General features: G+C 66.2%; 21 protein-coding genes. 12 read left to right on the top strand and 9 right to left on the bottom strand.

Going from position 1 to position 19,214, the window contains the following annotated elements; genetic code table 11:
• Window positions 1–27: 27 nt before the first annotated feature.
• From BG023_RS13470 to crcB, 6 genes are read right to left on the bottom strand one after another with little or no spacing between them, the layout of a single operon-like run.
• Window positions 28–729: an ATP12 family chaperone protein gene (locus BG023_RS13470; RefSeq protein WP_069311344.1), complete on the bottom strand. Its 702-nt coding sequence runs from the start codon at window positions 727–729 to the stop codon at window positions 28–30.
• Window positions 729–968 carry a hypothetical protein gene (locus BG023_RS13465; RefSeq protein WP_069310895.1) on the bottom strand — a complete coding sequence of 80 codons (240 nt, stop codon included), beginning with the start codon at window positions 966–968 and terminating at the stop codon, window positions 729–731. The genes BG023_RS13470 and BG023_RS13465 overlap by 1 nt, the downstream gene beginning before the upstream one ends.
• Window positions 965–1,624, bottom strand: a complete 660-nt coding sequence (locus tag BG023_RS13460; RefSeq protein ID WP_069310894.1) for an HAD-IA family hydrolase — start codon at window positions 1,622–1,624, stop codon at window positions 965–967. Before BG023_RS13460 ends, BG023_RS13465 begins: the two co-directional genes overlap by 4 nt.
• Window positions 1,621–2,220: an FMN-binding negative transcriptional regulator gene (locus BG023_RS13455; RefSeq protein ID WP_069310893.1), complete on the bottom strand. Its 600-nt coding sequence runs from the start codon at window positions 2,218–2,220 to the stop codon at window positions 1,621–1,623. The genes BG023_RS13460 and BG023_RS13455 overlap by 4 nt, the downstream gene beginning before the upstream one ends.
• The gene (locus BG023_RS13450) at window positions 2,220–3,443 is read right to left on the bottom strand and encodes an RluA family pseudouridine synthase (RefSeq protein WP_069310892.1); all 1,224 of its coding nucleotides are present in this window, start codon (window positions 3,441–3,443) and stop codon (window positions 2,220–2,222) included. The genes BG023_RS13455 and BG023_RS13450 overlap by 1 nt, the downstream gene beginning before the upstream one ends.
• Entirely contained in the window at window positions 3,440–3,856 is a 417-nt protein-coding gene (crcB, locus tag BG023_RS13445) for a fluoride efflux transporter CrcB (protein WP_083234707.1), read from the bottom strand. Before crcB ends, BG023_RS13450 begins: the two co-directional genes overlap by 4 nt.
• Window positions 3,857–4,099: 243 nt before the next feature.
• Here crcB and rpsU point away from each other — a divergent pair, with 243 nt between their 5' ends.
• The 10 genes from rpsU (at window position 4,100) to BG023_RS13395 (ending at window position 11,426) form a co-directional block, all read left to right on the top strand.
• Window positions 4,100–4,306, top strand: a complete 207-nt coding sequence (gene rpsU / locus BG023_RS13440) for a 30S ribosomal protein S21 (RefSeq protein WP_017664771.1) — start codon at window positions 4,100–4,102, stop codon at window positions 4,304–4,306.
• Between the two features lie 137 nt (window positions 4,307–4,443).
• Window positions 4,444–5,037 carry an FKBP-type peptidyl-prolyl cis-trans isomerase gene (locus tag BG023_RS13435; RefSeq protein ID WP_069310890.1) on the top strand — a complete coding sequence of 198 codons (594 nt, stop codon included), beginning with the start codon at window positions 4,444–4,446 and terminating at the stop codon, window positions 5,035–5,037.
• Between the two features lie 15 nt (window positions 5,038–5,052).
• Window positions 5,053–5,355: an Asp-tRNA(Asn)/Glu-tRNA(Gln) amidotransferase subunit GatC gene (gene gatC / locus BG023_RS13430; protein ID WP_069310889.1), complete on the top strand. Its 303-nt coding sequence runs from the start codon at window positions 5,053–5,055 to the stop codon at window positions 5,353–5,355.
• Window position 5,356: 1 nt separating this feature from the next.
• A complete protein-coding gene (gatA, locus tag BG023_RS13425) occupies window positions 5,357–6,838 on the top strand; it encodes an Asp-tRNA(Asn)/Glu-tRNA(Gln) amidotransferase subunit GatA (protein WP_069310888.1) in 1,482 nt (493 codons plus the stop codon).
• Window positions 6,829–6,993, top strand: coding sequence for a glutamyl-tRNA amidotransferase (locus BG023_RS13420; protein WP_069310887.1), 165 nt, complete (start codon window positions 6,829–6,831; stop codon window positions 6,991–6,993). Before gatA ends, BG023_RS13420 begins: the two co-directional genes overlap by 10 nt.
• A gap of 90 nt (window positions 6,994–7,083) precedes the next feature.
• Window positions 7,084–8,580: an Asp-tRNA(Asn)/Glu-tRNA(Gln) amidotransferase subunit GatB gene (gene gatB / locus BG023_RS13415; protein WP_069310886.1), complete on the top strand. Its 1,497-nt coding sequence runs from the start codon at window positions 7,084–7,086 to the stop codon at window positions 8,578–8,580.
• Between the two features lie 17 nt (window positions 8,581–8,597).
• Entirely contained in the window at window positions 8,598–9,359 is a 762-nt protein-coding gene (locus BG023_RS13410; protein WP_069310885.1) for an alpha/beta fold hydrolase, read from the top strand.
• Window positions 9,356–9,811: a tRNA (cytidine(34)-2'-O)-methyltransferase gene (locus BG023_RS13405; RefSeq protein ID WP_069310884.1), complete on the top strand. Its 456-nt coding sequence runs from the start codon at window positions 9,356–9,358 to the stop codon at window positions 9,809–9,811. Before BG023_RS13410 ends, BG023_RS13405 begins: the two co-directional genes overlap by 4 nt.
• Window positions 9,812–9,888: 77 nt before the next feature.
• Window positions 9,889–10,482: a hypothetical protein gene (locus BG023_RS13400; RefSeq protein ID WP_069310883.1), complete on the top strand. Its 594-nt coding sequence runs from the start codon at window positions 9,889–9,891 to the stop codon at window positions 10,480–10,482.
• Window positions 10,479–11,426 (top strand): hypothetical protein, encoded by a 948-nt coding sequence (locus tag BG023_RS13395; RefSeq protein ID WP_069310882.1) that lies wholly within the window; start codon window positions 10,479–10,481, stop codon window positions 11,424–11,426. Before BG023_RS13400 ends, BG023_RS13395 begins: the two co-directional genes overlap by 4 nt.
• Here the strand turns inward: BG023_RS13395 and BG023_RS13390 are convergent.
• Genes BG023_RS13390 through BG023_RS13380 form a run of 3 tightly spaced genes read right to left on the bottom strand, consistent with a single transcriptional unit; the run spans window position 11,404 to window position 15,667 of the window.
• On the bottom strand, window positions 11,404–12,885 hold the full coding sequence (locus tag BG023_RS13390; protein WP_083234706.1) for a TolC family protein: 1,482 nt from the start codon (window positions 12,883–12,885) through the stop codon (window positions 11,404–11,406). The genes BG023_RS13395 and BG023_RS13390 overlap by 23 nt on opposite strands.
• A gap of 2 nt (window positions 12,886–12,887) precedes the next feature.
• Entirely contained in the window at window positions 12,888–13,919 is a 1,032-nt protein-coding gene (locus BG023_RS13385) for an HlyD family secretion protein (protein ID WP_069310881.1), read from the bottom strand.
• 2 nt (window positions 13,920–13,921) lie between these two features.
• On the bottom strand, window positions 13,922–15,667 hold the full coding sequence (locus BG023_RS13380; protein WP_083234704.1) for an ABC transporter transmembrane domain-containing protein: 1,746 nt from the start codon (window positions 15,665–15,667) through the stop codon (window positions 13,922–13,924).
• A 251-nt stretch (window positions 15,668–15,918) separates the two neighbouring features.
• Here BG023_RS13380 and BG023_RS13375 point away from each other — a divergent pair, with 251 nt between their 5' ends.
• Together BG023_RS13375 and BG023_RS13370 are read left to right on the top strand one after the other, a co-directional pair.
• Window positions 15,919–17,073, top strand: a complete 1,155-nt coding sequence (locus tag BG023_RS13375) for an FAD-dependent oxidoreductase (RefSeq protein WP_233993014.1) — start codon at window positions 15,919–15,921, stop codon at window positions 17,071–17,073.
• A complete protein-coding gene (locus BG023_RS13370) occupies window positions 17,070–19,211 on the top strand; it encodes an FAD-dependent oxidoreductase (protein ID WP_069310880.1) in 2,142 nt (713 codons plus the stop codon). The genes BG023_RS13375 and BG023_RS13370 overlap by 4 nt, the downstream gene beginning before the upstream one ends.
• Window positions 19,212–19,214: the final 3 nt, after the last annotated feature.

The raw sequence follows: 19,214 nt of genomic DNA, 5'->3' as shown, positions 1-19,214 counted from the left end.
CGACAAGCTCAGCCCGAACGGTTATCTTTACGCCCGCGCCATCTTCGCAAAGGCGCAGGCGCGCAGGAAATCGGCCTCGCGCCGCTCGCGGCGTTCTTCGGCTTCCCAGTCGCGGCCCCAAAGTTCGGCCTGCCATTCCTCTTCCAGACACGCCGCCTGCCACAGCGCCAGCGGCTCGCCTTCGTGGCGCGCATCGAGCGCGGCGAGGCCGGTCACCAGCGAGGCGGCCAGCTTGGTCATCGCCTCGACGCCTGCGAGCGCGAAGGGATCGAGCGTCAGCAGGCGGTCGTGCAGCCTCGCCAGCGTTTCGGGCGGCTGGGGGCGGTGGAGCACCCCGCTGACGCGCACCAGACTAACCCCGTGCGTCGCCTCGAAGGCGCCGAGCAGCGGCTCCCACACCGCCTGCTGGCGCGCATGGAGCGGCTCGTCGGGGTCGGCGCGGTAACACAGCGTGTCGGTTTCGGCATAGGCCACAAGACCGCGCGCGATTGTGGCCTGATCGGGCGCGACCACGTCGATCGCGTAATCGGTCATGTCGCGCAGCGGCAGGCTGGCGGGGTCGATCTTTTCGCCCTGTCGCCGCCATTCTGCGGCCAGCGCTTCGGCAAGTGCCTCGGTCGGGGCGATCTGGGGCGCACCGCCAACGGTCTTCACCCCGCGCCCGTCGAGCAGCACCTGAAACCCGCCCGGCTGCTGCCCAAGCGTGACATCCTTGTAGAACCGGCGGATCATGGGCGCTTGTCGTCTCCGGCCTTCCACGCCCGCGCGAGGATGCGCGGCAGGAAGAAGAATTCCAGCATCCCGACCACCGCGATCACTGCGCCGACGGCCCAGGGCAGGTCGATCAGCTTGCCGGTGATGGCGAAGCCGAGCATCACCAGCGCGATCCCGCTGAAACGCAGCGCGGTGATCACGAAATATCCGGTGCGGGCGCGCGCTTCGGCGGCTTCGCGCGGGGATTGGGTCATGGCAGGGCCTCCTCAAGCGATTGTGCCAGCATCGCCACGCTGGTTGCCACCTGCACGGCGCCGCTAGCCAGCAATTCGTGCGGCGTATGGTAGCCCCAGCTGACCCCGATCGCGGTCACGCGGGCGCTGCGGGCCATCAGCATATCGAAACTGGTGTCGCCAATCATCACCGCCTGGCTACGGTCGACCCCGGCCTCGAACATGGCCGCTTCGAGCATCGCGGGGTGCGGCTTGGAGGGGTGGCGGTCGGCGGTCTGGAGCGAGACGAACAGATCGGCGATCCCGTGGCTCGCAAGGCAGGCGGCAAGGCCGCGGTCGGACTTGCCGGTGGCGACGGCGAGCTGCCAGCCCGCATCGTGCAAGCCGGTGAGCAGTTCGGCAATGCCATCATAGAGCGGCTCGTCGAGCAGCCCTTCCTCGCGCCGCGCGCGGAAGCTGGAGCGGTAGAATTCGGTCACCGCCGCGATCCTCTCCTCGGCGAGATCGGGGGCGAGAGCGCGTACGGCGGCGGGCAGGCTGAGGCCCACAATCCGCCGCACCGCTGCCGCATCGGGCGCGGGCAGGGCAGCGCGGGTGAAAGCGCGTTCCATTGCCCAGCAGACATCCGCTTGCCCGTCGACCAGCGTGCCGTCGCAATCGAATACGGCGAGCTTCATGCCTCAAGGCTCCGCACCAGATGCGCGAGCGCGGCGTGCCCGGCGGCATCCAGCCCATCAGCGATGCGGGCGCGATCTTCGGCGGGCTTGTTCTGCGACAGCTTGAGCGTCGGCCTCCAGGCCTGCACTTCGAGCTCGAAGCCGACGATCCCGCGGAACAGGCCGCCCCACACCTTCTCGGAGGATTCCTCCGCCAGCCACGGCGCGCCGTCCAGCTTGTCTTCGTGCTTGGTGATGGCGGCGTGGAGGAAGGCTTCAAGGCCCTCGTCATCCATGCGCCGCACCCCGCCTTCCAGTTCGAGCGCGACATAATCCCACGTCGGCACCGTATCGCGATTGGCATACCAGCGCGGGGAAACATAAGCGTCCGGCCCGTTGATCACGATCAGCGCGGTCATCCCGTCGAGATGGCGGGCAAGGGCATTGCCGCGCGCGAGGTGGAACTGGACGGCTCCGTCACCCGTGCTGAGCAGCGGGGTGTGCGCCACGCGCGGCCCGTCGGGTGTGGCGGCGAACACCATGCCGAAGCCGATCTCGTCGATCAGGCTTTCGCACAGGGCTCGGTCGTCGGTGCGGTAGAGCGGGTTGGGGTGCATCAGCGGGTCGGCTTGCGGCCTGCTCCCTTGGGCTTACCCCCGGATTTCGGCTTGGCAGGCGGTTTGGGCTTGGGCTTGCCCTTGGGCTTCGCCTTGGCATTGGCAGCGCCGCGCGCACGGCGGGGGCTGCGGGTTTCCTTGCGCGCCTGCTTGAAGTGGCGGCGGGCGGCCTGCTTCTTCTCTTCGGCGGACTTTTCGGGAATGTCCTCGCGCAAGGGCGAGGCATCGGACAGGCCCGGATCGAAGCCAAGCACCTCCATGCTCGCCGCGAAGTGCGGGGGCAGTTCGGCGGTGACATCGAGCTTGCCACCTGAGCCTTCGCCCGCCTTGGGCTCGGTAATGATCAAGCGGCGGGCGTGGAGATGCATCTTGCGGCTGACCGCACCGGTCAGGAAGGCATCCGGCCCGCCATACTTGCCATCGCCCACGATCGGGTGGCCGATCGCTGCCATATGGACGCGCAGCTGGTGGGTGCGGCCGGTGAGCGGCTCGAGCTCCACCCAGGCCGCGCGCTGGCCGGCCTTGTCGACAACGCGGTAGCGGGTCTTTGCCGCTGCGCCGTTTTCCTCGTCGATATGCATCTTCTCGCCGCCGGTGCCCGGCTGCTTGGCGAGGGGGGCGTCGATCACGCCTTCGGACAGCTGCGGCACACCGACCACCAGCGCCCAATAGACCTTGCGCGCCGAGCGGCTGGCGAAACGCTTGGAAAAGCTTGCCGCGCTGCCCGGGGTGCGGGCGATCAGCAGCACGCCCGAGGTATCCTTGTCGAGCCGGTGGACGAGGCGCGGGCGGGGCGTTTTCTCGTCGGTGACGAAGGCATCGAGCAGCCCGTCGACGTGCTTGGTCGTCTTGCTGCCGCCCTGTGTGGCAAGACCGGGGGGCTTGTTGAGCACGATTGCGGTCGGCGTCTCGCGGATCACCATGTCGTGCGCTTCGGCGATCTGCTCGGGTGTGAGCGGGCGTGCCTTTGGCTTGGCCGCCTGGCGCGGGGCATCCTCGCCGCCCGGCGGCACGCGCAGCACTTGCCCCGCCTCGAGCCGGTCTTCCGGCTTGGCGCGCTTGCCATCCACGCGGATCTGCCCGGTGCGCGCCCAGCGCGACACGGTGGCAAAGCCCACCTGCGGCAGATTGCGCTTGAACCAGCGGTCGAGCCGGATGCCGTCGTCATCCTCGCCGACGGTGAACTGGCGGACGTTGTCGGTAGGGGCGGGCGTGCCGGTCATGCCGCGACACTCTGCGCGGCGACCAGCCCTGCGATCATCGCGGCCATCCCGGCGATCAGCGAGACCGCGGCATAGCCTGCCGCCATGCCTGCCTGCCCGCGGTGGAGCATGGTGACCAATTCGGCGCTGAAAGCACTGAAGGTGGTGAACCCGCCGAGCAGGCCGACGCCGATCAGCAGCCGCGCGGATTCGCTCGCGGGTGCTGCCAGCGTGCCGCGCGCCAGCCAGCCCAGCAGCGCGCCCATCATCAGGCTGCCGATGACGTTGACCGCGAGCGTCCCCCACGGGAAGGCATTCCCCGGCCCGGCAAGGCCACCGACAAGGCGCCCCACATGATAGCGCAGCATCGAGCCCACCGCGCCGCCAGCGGCGACATTGAGGCTTGCCATGAGAGGGGAGATTTCACCGGACATGGGGAGCCTTTAGCGAGGGTATGGCGGTCTGCCTAGCGTGGGCGCGCGGCGGCTGATGGGAACGTCAATCCGAACGAATGCATTCTGGCGGCTTGCCATTTTCCCGCTGTTGGACTAACGGGGCCACGTTTGAAGGGCGGCTCCCAGTGGGAATCGCCCGTATTTCATTGGATTTTCACCGCGCACCCCCGCGCAGAATCACAGCGGGGCTCTGGGCGTTTGAACATGAGGTAGTCGTCGTTTATGCAAATCATGGTTCGCGATAACAATGTCGATCAGGCCCTGCGCGCGCTCAAGAAGAAGCTGCAGCGCGAAGGCGTTTATCGCGAAATGAAGCTGCGTCGCCACTACGAAAAGCCCTCGGAAAAGCGCGCCCGCGAAAAGGCCGCTGCCGTGCGCCGCGCCCGCAAGATGGAGCGCAAGCGGATGGAGCGCGACGGGAGCAAGTAATCCCGTCGTCAGGTGCTTGCCGAACGCCGGAAGCGCTTGAATCCCCCTTTCCGATCAGCCATCAGGGCGCGGTTTCATTCCGCGCCCTTTTGTCGTCATCACGCCGCGCACATCGCGCTGCCAGTCAGGACTTCACCATGACCGAGATTACCCGCGTTCCGATCCAGCCCGTTGCCAAGGGCTCGCTGACCAAGCTGTGGCTGGGCGTGGCGCTTGCCGTTGCCGTGGGCGGGGGTCTGGCCTGGTCGGCCATTCCGCGCGGCGTCGATCTCGACACCATCACCGCCGGCACGGGCGAAATGCCCAAGGCGGGCGACGTGGTGTTCATCACCTACAAGGGCAAGCTTGCCGCCGATGGCACGGTGTTCGACGAATCGCGCGAAATTCCGCTGCCGATCGAAGGCCTGTTCCCCAAGGGCACGCCATTCCCGATCGAGGAAGGCACCACCATCCCGGGCTTCTTCGAAGGCCTTCAGCAGATGCAGAAGGGCGGCAAGTACACGCTCTTCATCCCCGCAGATAAGGCCTATGGCGCCGAACCGCCGCAGGGCTCGCCCATCCCGGCCAATGCCGATCTCGAATTCGATATCGAGGTGATCGACATCATGAGCCGCCAGACCTTTGACCGGAACCTTGCGATCCTCCAGCAGACCATGCAGGCCCAGATGGGTCAGCAGGGTGGGCCGCAGGGCGCTCCGGGCGCGGCTCCGGCACCCGCTCCGGCGCAGTAAGGGAGCGCGCAGCCCATGTCGGTGGACAAGGCAACTGTCGCCAAGATCGCTTCGCTGGCGCGCATCCGCATGGATGATGCCGCGCTGGAACGCATGGTGCCCGAACTCAACGGCATCCTCCAGTGGGTCGAACAGCTCGGCGAAGTGGACGTAACCGGGATCGAGCCGATGGCGGCGGTGATCCCCAACACGCTGCGCCTGCGCGACGATGTGGTCGATGCCGATCCGCTGACCGGCGGCGGCAAGCAGGCCGATGTGCTCGCCAATGCGCCCGCTGCCGAACATGGCTTCTTTGGCGTGCCCAAGGTGATCGAGTAATATGACTGACCTGACCTCTCTGGGTGTCAAGGATATCCGCGACGGCGTGGCGAAGGGCGACTTCACCGCGCGCGAAGTGGCGGAAGCCTTCAACACCGCCGTGGCCGAAGCCGCGAGCCTCAACGCCTTTATCGTCACCACCCCCGATCACGCGCTGGCCGCTGCCGACAAGGTCGATGCTGCGCGCGCTGCGGGCGGCGAGCTGGGCCGGATGGCGGGCGTGCCGATCGGCATGAAGGATCTGTTCGCCACCCACGGCGTGCAGACCACCGCCGCGAGCCACATCCTCGAAGGCTTCACCCCCCGCTACGAATCGACTGTCAGCCAAAAGCTGTGGGACGCGGGCGCGGGGATGCTGGGCAAGCTCAACCTTGACCAGTTCGCGATGGGTTCCTCGAACGAGACCTCCTATTTCGGCAACGTCACTTCGCCGTGGAAGAAGGCGGGCAGCAATGCCGCCATGTCGCCCGGCGGTTCTTCGGGCGGTTCGTCCTCGGCCGTGGCCGCGCGCATCGCGCCCGCAGCGACCGGCACCGACACCGGCGGATCGATCCGCCAGCCTGCCGCCTTTACCGGCATCTGCGGGATCAAGCCGACCTATGGCCGCTGCTCGCGCTGGGGCATCGTCGCCTTCGCCTCCTCGCTCGATCAGGCAGGCCCGATGGCCCGCAGTGTCGAAGATTGCGCGATCATGCTCGGCGCGATGGCGGGCTTTGACCCCAAGGACGCGACCAGCCTCAAGATGGACGTGCCCGATTGGGAAGCCGCTCTCAACGCCGACCTGCGCGGCAAGAAGGTCGGCATCCCGCGCGAATACCGCATGGAGGGCACCGATCAGGCGATCCTCGATAGCTGGGAACAGGGCAAGGCGTGGCTCAAGGATGCAGGCGCCGAGATCGTCGATGTCTCGCTGCCGCACACCAAGTATGCGCTGCCTGCCTACTACATCGTCGCCCCCGCCGAAGCCTCGTCGAACCTCGCCCGCTATGACGGGGTGCGTTACGGCCTGCGCGATCTGCCCGATGGCGTCGGCCTGCAGGACATGTACGCCGCCACCCGCGCCGCCGGGTTCGGCGACGAGGTCAAGCGCCGCATCCTGATCGGCACCTACGTGCTCTCGGCCGGCTTCTACGACGCCTATTACACGCAGGCGCAGAAGGTCCGCGCGCTGGTCGCCCGCGATTTCGAGCGCGCCTTCGAACAGTGCGACGTGATCTTAGCGCCGACCACGCCGACGGCTTCGTTCCCGCTGGGTTCGATGACCGACGACCCGCTGACGATGTATCTGAACGACGTCTTCGCCGTGCCCGCCTCGCTCGCAGGCCTGCCCGCCATGAGCGTGCCCGCCACGATCAACGCCGACGGCTTGCCGCTCGGCCTCCAGCTGGTCGGCCGCCCGTTCGACGAGCAGGGCGTGCTCAACGCAGGCCTCGCGATCCAGCAGCGCGCAGGCTTCAGCGCGAAGCCGGAGAAATGGTGGTGAACGCCGACACGCCGCTGTGGCTTGCCGGTATCGGCATCGCCCTTGCGGTGCCGGTGACCTTCATGGTCGCCAATTGGGTGAGAAAGAACGTTGATCACGGCGAGCTGCGCTTTGGGCCGGATGGCAAGGTGATCGAGGACGAGGACGGACAGTAAGGCCCTGTGCGCTCCTGCGAAAGCAGGAGCCCAGCGGCCAAGCGTTGGACTGGACTCCTGCTTTCGCAGGAGATCACGAAGGTAAAGACAATGAGCAACTACCGCATTCAGGGTGCCACGGGCGAATGGGAGGTCGTGATCGGCCTTGAAGTCCACGCGCAGGTCACCTCGAACTCCAAGCTGTTCAGCGGCGCAGCGACCGCTTTCGGAGCGGAGCCGAACTCACAGGTCTCCCTCGTCGATGCCGCGATGCCGGGGATGCTGCCGGTGCCTAACCGCGAGTGCATCCGTCAGGCGGTGCGCACCGGCATGGCCATTGAAGCGCAGATCAACGCGTGGTCGCGTTTTGACCGCAAGAACTACTTCTACGCCGATCTTCCGCAGGGCTACCAGATCAGCCAGCTTTATCATCCGCTTGTGGGCGAAGGCTCGCTGCTGATCGAGGCGGACGAGAAGGCCGGCATTCCCGAAGACAAGGTCATCGGGATCGAGCGCATTCACGTGGAGCAGGATGCGGGCAAGCTGATGCATGATCAGCACCCGACCATGTCCTATGTCGACCTCAACCGCTCGGGCGTGGCGCTGATGGAGATCGTCTCCAAGCCCGATATGCGTTCGCCCGCCGAAGCAGGGGCTTACCTCAGGAAGCTGCGGGCGATCCTGCGCTATGTCGGCTCGTGCGATGGCAACATGGAAGAAGGCTCGATGCGCGCCGACGTGAACGTCTCGGTGCGCAAGGTGGGCGAGCCCTTCGGCACCCGCACCGAGACCAAGAACGTGAACTCCGTGCGCTTCGTCATGCAGGCGATCGAGCACGAGGCGATGCGTCAGGTCGATGTGCTCGAAGCGGGCGGCAGCGTGGTGCAGGAAACCCGCCTGTTCGACCCCGGCACCGGCACCACGCGCACGATGCGGAGCAAGGAAGACGCGCACGATTATCGCTACTTCCCCGATCCCGATCTGCTGCCGCTGGTGCTGGAGGAAGACTTCCTTGCCGAATGCCGCGCCTCGCTCCCCGAACTGCCGGATGCCAAGCGCAAGCGCTATGTCGAGGTGCTGGGCCTCACCCCCTACAACGCCCGCGAATTGACCGCCGAGGTCGAAACCTTCGCGCGGTTCGAGACGCTGCTGGCCGAAACGGCCAAGGTGATCGGCAAGGACGAAGCCAAGGTAGCCACGCAGGTCGCCAACTGGTCGCTCTCGGTCGCGCCGGGCGTGATGAAGGCGCTGGGCGATGAAGCTGACGCCGCCAACGCCACAGCTGCCGCGCAGGCTGCCATCCTCGCGATGCAGGAAAAGGGCGAAATCAGCGGCGGGCAGGCCAAGGAGATCTTCGAGATCGTCCTCAAGACCGGCCGCGATCCGTCTGAAATCGCCGAGGCTGAGGGGCTGAAGCAGGTCTCCGACACCGGCGCGATCGAAGCTGCAGTCGATGCGATCATCGCCGCCAACGCCGACAAGGTCGAACAGTACCGCGGCGGCAAGGAAGCGCTGTTCGGCTTCTTCGTCGGCCAGACGATGAAGGCGATGCAGGGCAAGGCCAACCCCGCGGTGGTGAACCAGCTGCTCAAGGACAAGCTGGGCTAAGCTCCGGAGCCACGCCCGTGCAGCCCGCCACGCTCTATTTCCACGGCTTGCCGGGATCAGCGGCGGAGCTGGCGGGCATCGGGCCGGGTACCGCTGCGCAGGCAGGGCATCTGCATGTCGTCGCCCGACACGGGGCTGCGGGCGAGGGCTACTTCGCGCGCCTCGCCGGGCGGATCGTTGCGCAGTTCCCCGATGAGCCGCTGCACCTCGTCGGCTTCTCGCTCGGCGCTCACGCCGCCTTGCGGGTTGCACCGTATCTGGGCGAGCGGGTGACGCAGATTGATCTCGTGTCGCCCGCCGCGCCGCTTCAGCTTGGGGATTTTCTGGACGGGATGGCCGGTGCGCCTGTGTTCCGCGCCGCGCAGGCCGGGCGCCTGCCCTTCGCCGCGCTGACTTTCGTGCAGGCGCAGGTCGCGCGCATCGCGCCCGAGCGCATGGCCGCTGCGCTGATGGCCGAGGCCAAGGGGGAGGACCGCGCGTTCGCCGCCGATCCGCTCTTCATCGCGGCGCTCGCGCAATCGCTGCGCACCAGCCTGCTGGAACAGCGCGCCGCCTACTCAGCCGAGATCCTCGCCTATGTCTCCGACTGGGCGCCGGTGCTGGCCGAGGTGCGCCAACCGGTCGCGATCTGGCAGGGCAGCGAGGACGACTGGACCCCGCCCGCCATGGCCCAAGCGCTAGCGGCGGCGCTACCTTCGCGCCCCGAGGTGACGTTGATCGCGGGCCTCTCGCACTTCTCGATGCTGGGCCACTATCTCGAAACGCAGACGCTCGCATGACTTCTATCGTCCTCGTCCAGCCCGAAATCCCCGGCAACACCGGGGCGGTGGGGCGTACCTGTGTGGCGCTGGATATGGAGCTGATCCTGATCCACCCGCTCGGCTTCGAGATCAGCGACAAGCGGGTGAAGCGTTCCGGCCTCGATTACTGGCCGCATGTGCGGCTCACCGAATATGCGAGCTGGGACGCCTTCATCGCCACCCGCACTCCGCGCCCCGACCAGTTGTTCCTGTTCGAGGAGTTCGGCAGCCGCAGCTTCTACGAGCCGGATTACCCTGATGATGCCTTCCTCGTCTTCGGGCAGGAGACCAAGGGCATCCCCAAGCAGATCATCGCCGCGCATCCCGAGCGGCTGTTCCACTTGCCGATGCGTTCGGACGTGATCCGTTCCTTGAACCTCGCCAACACGGTGTCGGCGGCGGCCTATCAGGCGCTCAGGGGGAAGATTTAGGGCGCGGCAAAATCCGGCTTGCGGGCCGCCCCGCGCTCTGTCACTTCCTGCGTTCTGGAAGAAGGGGGCGCACAGCCATGAAATCGTTGCGTTACACCGCGCTCGCGCTGCTGGCGGTGATGCCAGCCGTCGCGCAGGCGCAGGCAATCAAGACCGAACCGCCAATGAAGACATTCACCGCGGCGCAAGTCGAGGCGATCGAGATGCCGAGCCTTGCCTACACGCCCGATCCGACGATCACGCAGGACTTCGACAAGTATTTCTTCTTCCACCGGCCAGACACCGATTTCGACCACGCCTATGCCGACATCACCGAATGCGATTCGCTCGCAAGCGGGATCAATTTCTACATGGGCGGTTCGGACTGGGCGATGCAGAACGCGGTGATGCAGTATGGCGCCGCAGGGGCGATCGGCGGGGCGCTCGGCAGCCTCATGGCCGATGCCATCTTCGGCAGCGCCGAACGCCGCCGGATCAAGCGCATCAATCTGCGCAACTGCATGTATTACAAGGGCTATGACCGCTATGGCCTGGAAAAGGAGCTGTGGCAGAAGTTCCATTTCGAGGAAGGGCTGAGCCGCGAAAACGCCAAGGATCGCGAGGCTGCGCTGCTCAAGCAGGCGCGTGTCGCATCCGGTCCCAAGCCGCAGCTGGAGGTGCTCGAACCATGAAGCGCATCGTTACCCTGATCGCCGGCGCGCTGGCGCTGGCCGCCACCCCCGCCGCAGCCGAGAAGCTCAAGCCCGATGTCGCCGAAGCCAAGGCGATCGAGCTCAAGAACATTGTCTCGGGCAAGGCCAAGATCGATCCGGCCAAGGCCTATATCTACATCAAAAGCCCGCAGAACCGCGCGCAGGGCATCTTCCTCAAGACCCCGAGCCCCGAGGAAATCGCCAATTACGAGACCAAGTGGCGCGAGGAGTTCGCCGAGGCCAAGGCGGACTATCCCAAGGATCTGAAGCGTTACGAGGTCGCCAAGCAGGCCGGCCGCCCGCCCAAGGAAAAGCCGGTCGAGCCGACTGAGGAAAGTTTCGCGATCGATCCGATCGACTTGCGGATGATCGTGTCCTTCGGCCCGCAATTCGTATTCGACAAGACCGAAGCGCCCGAAAAGAGCTTCAGCTACCTGATCGAAGTCGAGCCGGGTGAATACACCTATCTCGGCCCGATCATGTATCTGCCCGGCACGCCGGTGTTCGGCACCTGCTTCTGCATGGGCTCGGTGAAGTTCCAGGCGAAGGCGGGGCAGATCACCTCGCTCGGCGATTTCCTCAGCCAGGGCTGGGCCGATCGCGAGGCGCTGGAGATGGCGACCATCGAGCGCGAAATGCTGGCCGACCGGCCCGCCAAGCCGACCGACTGGAGCGTGCCGGAATCGCTGGCGCAATATCCCAACGCCAAGGCCGAACTGCGCGCTGCGGGCAAGCGCAACAACTTCCTGCGCGCGCTTGTCGGGCGGTTGCCGCCGGTGCCGGGGGTGCTGGGTTACGACCGCGACGTGCCGATCGATCTGGTCGGGCTGTCGGGGACGGTCGAGGTGGAAACGCCTGCGGCAACGCAACCGGCCGAGCCGGTGGCCGCGCCGCCCGCGCCTACTCCAGCCCCAGTGCAGTAAGGTTCATCGTCGCCGCGTTGTAGCTCGCTTCGGCGAGCCGCCCCGCCAGCTTCGCCCGGATCGCCTTGATCTGGGCGTTGGCGGCGGTTTCCTCGCGATCGTTGACGAGGAAGAACTCGCCCGCGCCCAGCCGGAAACGGGTGCGTTCGGCCTGCACCATGGCGTTTGCCTGCTTGACCTCGGCATCGGCCAGTTCGGCCTGACGAAGCGCGGTGTCGAGGTTGACGAGGATGTTGCCGACATCGGTCGTGATCTGGTCGGCGATGCGGCGCTGGCGCAGCTCGGTTTCGCGCAGTTCGGCCTCGGCGCGCTGCAAGCGCCCGCGCGCCTCGCGCCGTTGCAGCGGCACGGTGAAGGTCAGGCCGACCACGGTGTCGGTGGAATCGAAGCCCGGCCCGCCGGGGCCGATCTGGCCGAAATCGCGCGACAGTTCGACGCTGGCATCGAGCTTGGGCAGCAGGTCGTTGCGGCGTAGCGCCACGCGGTTGTTCGCGCGTTCGAGCGCCAGCTTGAAGGTCTGGAGCTCGGGGCGCTGCTGGATCACCTCGCTCACCGGCGCCGCCACCAGCTGTTCGACCGGCGCAATCGATTTCACGCGGCCAAGATCGGGCAGCATCTCGCGTGTCGGCACCACCATCTGCCCGTCACTGCCGCGCAGGTAGAAGGCGAGGCTGTTGGCGGCGGTGAGGAAGTTGCGCTTGGCATCTTCCAGCAGCGAGCGGCGCGCCAGCAGGTTCTGTTCGTTTTCGGTCAGCGCGATGCGGGCACGCGCGCCTTCGCTCACCTCGCGGGTGAGGCCGATCTGGCGGGCTTCGGCGATTTCGAGCAGCTCCTCGAACACCCGGATTTCCTCGCCCGCCGCGACCCAGCGCCAATAGGCCCGCAGCGCTTCGTGCTGGACGTTCAGTTGCACCAGCATCACGTCGAGCTTGGCTTGGCTCGCCGCGATCCGCGCGTCCTCGATCCCGAAGCGGCGGCTGTCGATGTCGCGGTTGCGCAGCAGCGAGAACAGCGCGCCGACCTTCACCTCGCCCAGCGCGCTGGTGTAATCGTAGTTCTCGTAAGTCGGGAAAGTGCCGTCCGAAACGCGGTAAGAACCGAACACCTCGGCGCCATAGGGACGCAAGGGCTGGCGTGCCTCGGCCTTGCCGAATCCACCCGAATAGAAGCCGGTCAAGCGGTCGTAGTATTCGCCCTTAAGCATCAAGTCGAAGGCGCCGTCGGCGGTCAGCTGGTCGGATCGCGCGGCGGCTTCGCGCTCGAAGGCTTCAAGGATCGAAGGGAAGGTCAGCGCCGAGGAGCGCAGCACCTCTTCGGGCAGCAACGGCCCGGTGGTCAGCGCCTGATCGAGCGGCGCGCCGACCGGCTCGATATTCTGCGCTGCGCCCGCGCCGGGCACGAGCAGCGCCGCTCCGCCGAGCAGCAGCGCAAGATACAGCGGGGCAGGCCGCCGGGTCATCGTCAGTCCGATTTCCCGGTGCTGTCCGCGGCCGGAAGTTCGGGCGGGAAGTTGTTGAGCTGACGCCAGATTTCGTAGCCCACCGGCACGGTTTCAAGCAGCACCCAGGCCTGCACCGCCGCGCCGAAGCGGACGTAGCGTTCCTCCGGCCAACCGGTTCCATCGATCTTGTCTTCGGCGATCAGCACCCGGAAGCGGCCGTTGGTCTGCGCCGACTGGTCAACCGAGATAACCTTTCCGCCGAAGGTGCCGATCGCCTGCGAGGGCCAGCCGGAGAACTGCACCGCAGGCCAGCCTTCGAACTGGATGCGGGTCTTGTCGCCGGGTTTCACCAGCGCGACGTCGCGCCCGTCGATGAAGATCTCGATCACCCGCTCGGCGTTCTTGGGCACGAAGGTGGCCAGCACGTCGCCGGCCTTGATGAAGGTCGCGGCATCGCCGGCGTTGAGGCTTTGGATGAAGCCGTCACGCGGTGCGCGCACGATCTGCACCGACTGGCGCGAGATGTTGACATCGGCGCGGTTGAGATCGGCCTGCGCAGCGGCGACCTTGCCCTGCATTTCGGCGACCTTGATCTGCGCCAGCTCGTAATCGCGCCGCGCGGCAAGGCCGGCCTGAAACAGCTCGCGCGAGCGACGTTCGTCGATCTGCGCGGTGGCGAGCGCCGACTGCGCGGCCTGATATTGCAGTTCGATCTGGCGGCGTTCGGCCTGCAGACGGTCGAGCAGCTGGGGATCGATATCGGCGATGCGGACGATCGGATCGCCCTGCTTCACCGACGATCCGTCGCGCACGTACCATTCCTCGATCCGGCCCGGCACCAGCGCATTGATATCCTGCTTGCGTTCATTGGGGCTGAGCGTGGTCACCACGCCGCGCCCTGAGGTGGTCTGCACCCACGGCACGAAGATCAGGAACGCCACCATGGCGAGGATCCCCACCAGCAGCATCACGAACACCGCCCGCATCACCCGCGGCGTCTTGATCGACGCGAGGGTGGTGAAGTGCGCCATGTCTTCCTTGAGCGTCGCCATGATCAGGCCTCCCCGTCCGAACCATAGAAGGGGAGGGCCTCGGCGCGCTGATCCACTGCGGCGCAGAAGGCATCGAAATTGTCGTAATATCGCTGCTTGTTCGCCTCTAGGTAGAGGAAGCGGTCAAAGCCGAGGTCGATCCGTCGGTTGGAGAAGTAGATCACCGTCGAATAGGCCTGATTGCGCAATTCGTTGATCGCGCGCTGGAGCGGTTCGGGGTCGAGCAGATCGAACAGCCGGCTGAGCACCAGGATGCGCGGCTGTTCGAGCAGCGCGTTGGCGAGTTTCAGCTGCTGGAGTTCGACCGCCGAGAAGGGATAGCCGGTCGATGCGACCGGGGTGTCGAGCCCCTTTTCGAAGCTGGCGATGGTGCCGGCAAGGCCGACGGTTTCCAGCGCCGCGACCATGCGCTGCGAGGCCGTGTCCTTGCACGACAGCGCGAGATATTCGCGGATCGTCATCTCGACGAAGGTCGGACGGTCGAGCACGTGGACGTGCTTGCGCAGGTGGTGCGGCTCGATATCCATGATGTCGATCCCGCCCAGCGTCGCATAGCCGCCCTGCGGCAGCACGTGGCGCTTGAGCAGGTTGTTGAACAGCCGTTGCACCCCATGCTGGCTGGCGGCGGCCATGATGATCGCGCCGCTCGGGATTTCGAGATCGAACTGCGCCTGTTCCTGCCGCGCGTGTCCGCGCACGCCCTTCATCGTGATGGTGTGATCCGGCCCGTCGAAGGGATCTTCACCCTTGGGCTGTTCCTGCTCGACATCGTAGAAATGGGAGATTTCCTCGACCGCTGCGAACAGGTCGTAGAAATAGCCAAGATAGCTGCCCAACTGCGACACGCCCACGAAGGCGGCCGACAGCACCAGTTCGGCCGCGACCAGCTGGCCGAGCGTCAGCTGGTTCTGGATCACCAGCCAGCCACCCAAGCCCAGCAACGCGGCGCTGGCCCCGGCATACATCAGCAGGAAGGCGATGGTCTGCGAGAACAGGTGGCGGAAGTGGCGGCGGCGATCGGTGATGTAGGCCCGCGTGAAATCGTCGGTCTTGTCGAGCGCGTAGTCGATCCGGCGCTGCGACTTGAAGAAGCCGTTCGAGCTGCCGATCAGTTGCAGCCAGGCGGCGGTCTTGTGCTTGGCGTGGCTGAGATCGACCCCGGTGCGCAGCGCCCGCGCGCCCCACGACAGCCAGACGATCCAGATCAGCGCGATCATCACCAGCGTGAAGCCGAGGAAATAGGGGTGGTAGAGGCTCACCAGCACAAACCCGACTGCAATCTGGAGCAGGGTGGTGAACCCGCCGATGAACAGGATCGGGATCGCGGTCTGGACATAGACCACATCGAAATAGCGGTTGAACAGCGCGCTCTTCTTCACGTCGCCGAAGAACGGGTTCTGGGCATAGACCGAGATCAGCGAAATCTCCGCCACCATGCGCGCGTAGAAGCGCCGCGCGAACAGCTCCATCAGGTGGACGCGCAGGGCATAGATCAGGCTGGAAACGGTCAACAGGCCGAACAGCGTTAGCGACAGCACCACCAGCGGCGCGGTCAGCGCGGTGTTGGCGATGGTGTTGATCAGCATCTGCACCGAAATCGGCGTGGCGAGGCTCAGCAGGCTGATGCCCACGCCATAGACCGCGGCCAGCCAGTAGAAATTCGCTTCGGGCTTCAGGATATCGAAGAAAATCCTGAAGAATTTCACCAGCGAAATCTGCGAGCCATATGATTGGCCTTCACCTGCCATGGCAGCCCTTCCGTCCGAAAACCGTGTTCATGCAACCCGTATCCCGACCGGACAGCGAACGCCGGCGTCCGTTTGCATTGGATGCAAGTCGGACGCGCCGCAAGCTATCAATCGCCCAGACCGCGCGCGGTTCCGGCAAGGGTAGCACGTTCATGCTCCAGTAGGGTCGTTCTCGTGGAACGTAAATGAGAGGTAATAAAGTATCCGCCGCCGATAACGTTCAAAGCTTGCGGCTTGCTGAACGGCGGGCGATGGTGGGGCTGGACATGGCGGGGCAGGCAATCACGGCGCAGGGCAAAAGGCTGCTGCTGGTGGGCGGCGGGCACGCCCATGTCGCGGTGCTGGCCGACTGGATCCGGCGCGGGCCTCCGCCCGATGCGCGGCTGGTGCTGCTGACCCCGCACCCGCACCTGCGCTATTCGGGCATGGTGCCGGGCTGGCTGGCGGGGCAACATGGCAAGGACGACGGGCTGGTCGATCTGGCGGCGCTGGCCGAGCGCGCAGGCGCCGAACTGGTGCTCGACCGGCTGACCGCGCTCGATCCCGACGCGCGGGTGGCGCATACCGCAGGCGGGCAGAGCATCCCCTTTGATATGGCCTCGCTCGATACCGGCGGCATCGGGCACGCCGCAGCCGTGCTGGGCGATGATCCGCGTCTCATCGATGTGCGGCCCATCGAGGGCTTTGCCGAGCGGATTGCCGTTTTGCCCGAACCGCGCCGCGTCGTCATTGCGGGCGGCGGGGCAGGGGGCGTGGAGCTGGCCTTTGCGCTCAGGAACCTTGCCGGAGCCGCGCCGCGCCCCGAAGTCGCGCTGGTCAGCGGCAGGGAGGGCCTGCTGCCTCACTTTGCGCCTGCAGTGCGCCGCAGAGTTGCCGCGGCACTAGTGCGACAGGGGATCGCGCTAGTGGTGGATGACGCGCGCTTTGAAGACGGCGCGATCATGGCGGGGGACGTCCCGCTCGAACCCGTCGATGCGATCATCGCCGCGACCGGCAGCGCCGCGCCGGATTGGGTGCGGGCAAGCGGGCTGGCGTGCGATCGGGAGGGGTTTGCGCTGGTGGATGCACGGCAGGTCTCGCTCTCGTATCCGCATATCCTCGCCGCAGGCGACATCGCCGCGCGGGCCGACCGGGCGTTGGTGCATTCGGGCGTCCATGCGGTGAAGGCCGGGCCGGTGCTCGCTGCCAATCTGCGTAGCGTACTGGCGGGCGAGACGCCGCAAGCCACCTATCGCCCGCGCCGCCACAACCTCTATCTGATCAACACCGGCGATGGCCGCGCGATTGCCAGCTACGGGCGGTGGACGGCAGAAGGGGCGTGGGTGCTTGCGCTCAAGCACCGGATCGACAAAGGCTGGGTCCGGCAATACGCCGCGCTTGCCGCGTCAGTAAGGGATCGCCTGTGAAGAAGCTTCTCATCCTTGCCGCGCTGGCGGCGGTCATTGCTGCCTATTTCGTCTTCGACCTTGGGCAATATCTGACGCTTGAGGGGATCAAGCAGGCGGTCGGCGAGTGGGAGGCGTTTTACGCCGAGAACCCGCTCGCGGTGCTGGCGGCCTTCTTCCTTGCCTATGTCGCGGTGACGGCGGCTTCGCTGCCGGGCGCGGCGATCATGACACTGGCGGCAGGCGCGCTGTTCGGGGTGGTAACGGGGACGATCCTTGTCTCCTTCGCCTCGACTTTGGGCGCGACGCTTGCCTTCCTCTCGGCCCGCTATGTGCTGCGCGATTCCATCGAGGCGCGGTTTGGCGAGAGGCTCAAAGCGATCAACGCGGGGGTGGACCGCGACGGGGCGTTTTACCTGTTCACCTTGCGGATGATCCCGGCCTTCCCGTTCTTCGTGGTGAACCTCGTGATGGGCCTCACCCGTATCCGCACGCTGACCTATGTCTGGGTCAGCCAGGTGGGGATGCTGCTCGGCACGATTGTCTATGTGAATGCGGGCACGCAGCTGGCGCGGATCGACAGCCTGAAGGGCATCGCCTCGCCGGGGGTGCTGGGGAGCTTTGTGCTGCTCGGCATTGCGCCGTGGTTTGCCAAGCTGGTGATCGGCGCGCTCCAGCGGCGCAAGGTCTATGCCGGATTCAAGCGCCCCAAAAAGTTCGACCGCAATATGGTGGTGATCGGAGCAGGCGCGGCGGGGCTGGTCTCGGCCTATATCGCCGCGACGGTGAAGGCCAAGGTGACGTTGGTCGAAGCCAGGGACATGGGCGGCGATTGCCTCAACACAGGCTGCGTGCCGTCCAAGGCGCTGATCAAGAGCGCCAAGGTGGCAGCGATGATGCGCGGTGCGGACAAGTATGGCCTGACGCCTGCCGAGCCGCAGGTGCCGTTCAAGGCGGTGATTGCCCGCGTGATGGACGCGATCAAGGCGATCGAGCCGCATGACAGCGTTGAGCGCTACACCGATCTCGGGGTCGATGTGGTCAAGGGCTATGCGAAAATCATCGATCCATGGACGGTTGAAATCGCCCGCAACGATGGCGGCACGCAGCGGCTCACCACGCGCTCTATCGTGATCGCCAGCGGGGCCGAACCGGTGGTGCCGCCGATCCCGGGGATCGAAGGCTCGGGCTACCTCACCAGCGAGACCATGTGGGACGCCTTCGCGCAGATGGACGCGGCGCCTGCGCGGGTCGCGGTGCTGGGCGGCGGGCCGATCGGATGCGAATTGAGTCAAGCGCTTGCACGGCTCGGCTCGAAAGTGACTCAGGTGGAAATGGCAGGCAGCTTGCTGGGCCGCGAGGATGCCGATGTCTCCGCGCTCGCCAAGGCGGTGCTGGAAGCGGACGGGGTCACGGTGCTGACCGGCCACACGGCGGTGCGGATCGAAGGCCGCATGCTGATCGCCGAGGCGGGCGGGGCGGAAGTGCCGATCCCCTTCGACGCGCTGATCGTCGCGGTCGGACGCAAGGCGCGGCTGACCGGCTTCGGGCTGGAGGATATCGGGGTGGACACCGCCAAGACGGTGGTGACCGACGAATTCCTCGCCACCAAGTTCCCCAACATCTTCGCCGCCGGAGACGTGGCAGGGCCTTACCAGTTCACCCACACCGCCAGCCATCAGGCGTGGTACGCCAGCGTCAACGCGCTGTTCGGGAGCCTACGCAAGTTCAAGGCCGATTACCGCGTGATCCCGGCGGTGACTTTCCTCGATCCCGAATTCGCCCGCGTCGGCCTCAATGAGCGCGAGGCGGCGGAGCAGGGCATCGCGGTAGAGGTGACCCGTTATGAACTCGACGATCTTGACCGCGCGATTGCCGAGAGCGAGACCAGGGGCTTCGTCAAGGTGCTCACGCCTGCGGGCGGCAAGGACACGGTGCTCGGCGCGACCATCGTCGGCGCCAATGCGGGGGAACTGCTGGCCGAATATGTGCTGGCGATGAAGCACGGGATCGGGCTCAACAAGATCCTCGGCACGATCCACGCCTATCCGACGATGGTGGAAGCCAACAAGTTCGCGGCCGGAAACTGGAAGAAGGCGCACAAGCCCGAAGGCGTGCTCAAGTGGGTCGAGCGCTACCACGCTTGGCGGCGCGGCTGAGAG

It is taken from the genome of Porphyrobacter sp. LM 6 (assembly GCF_001720465.1).
Taxonomy (GTDB): domain Bacteria; phylum Pseudomonadota; class Alphaproteobacteria; order Sphingomonadales; family Sphingomonadaceae; genus Erythrobacter.
Note: the sequence above shows the minus strand (reverse complement) of the source record. Positions and strands in the feature narration are given on the sequence as shown.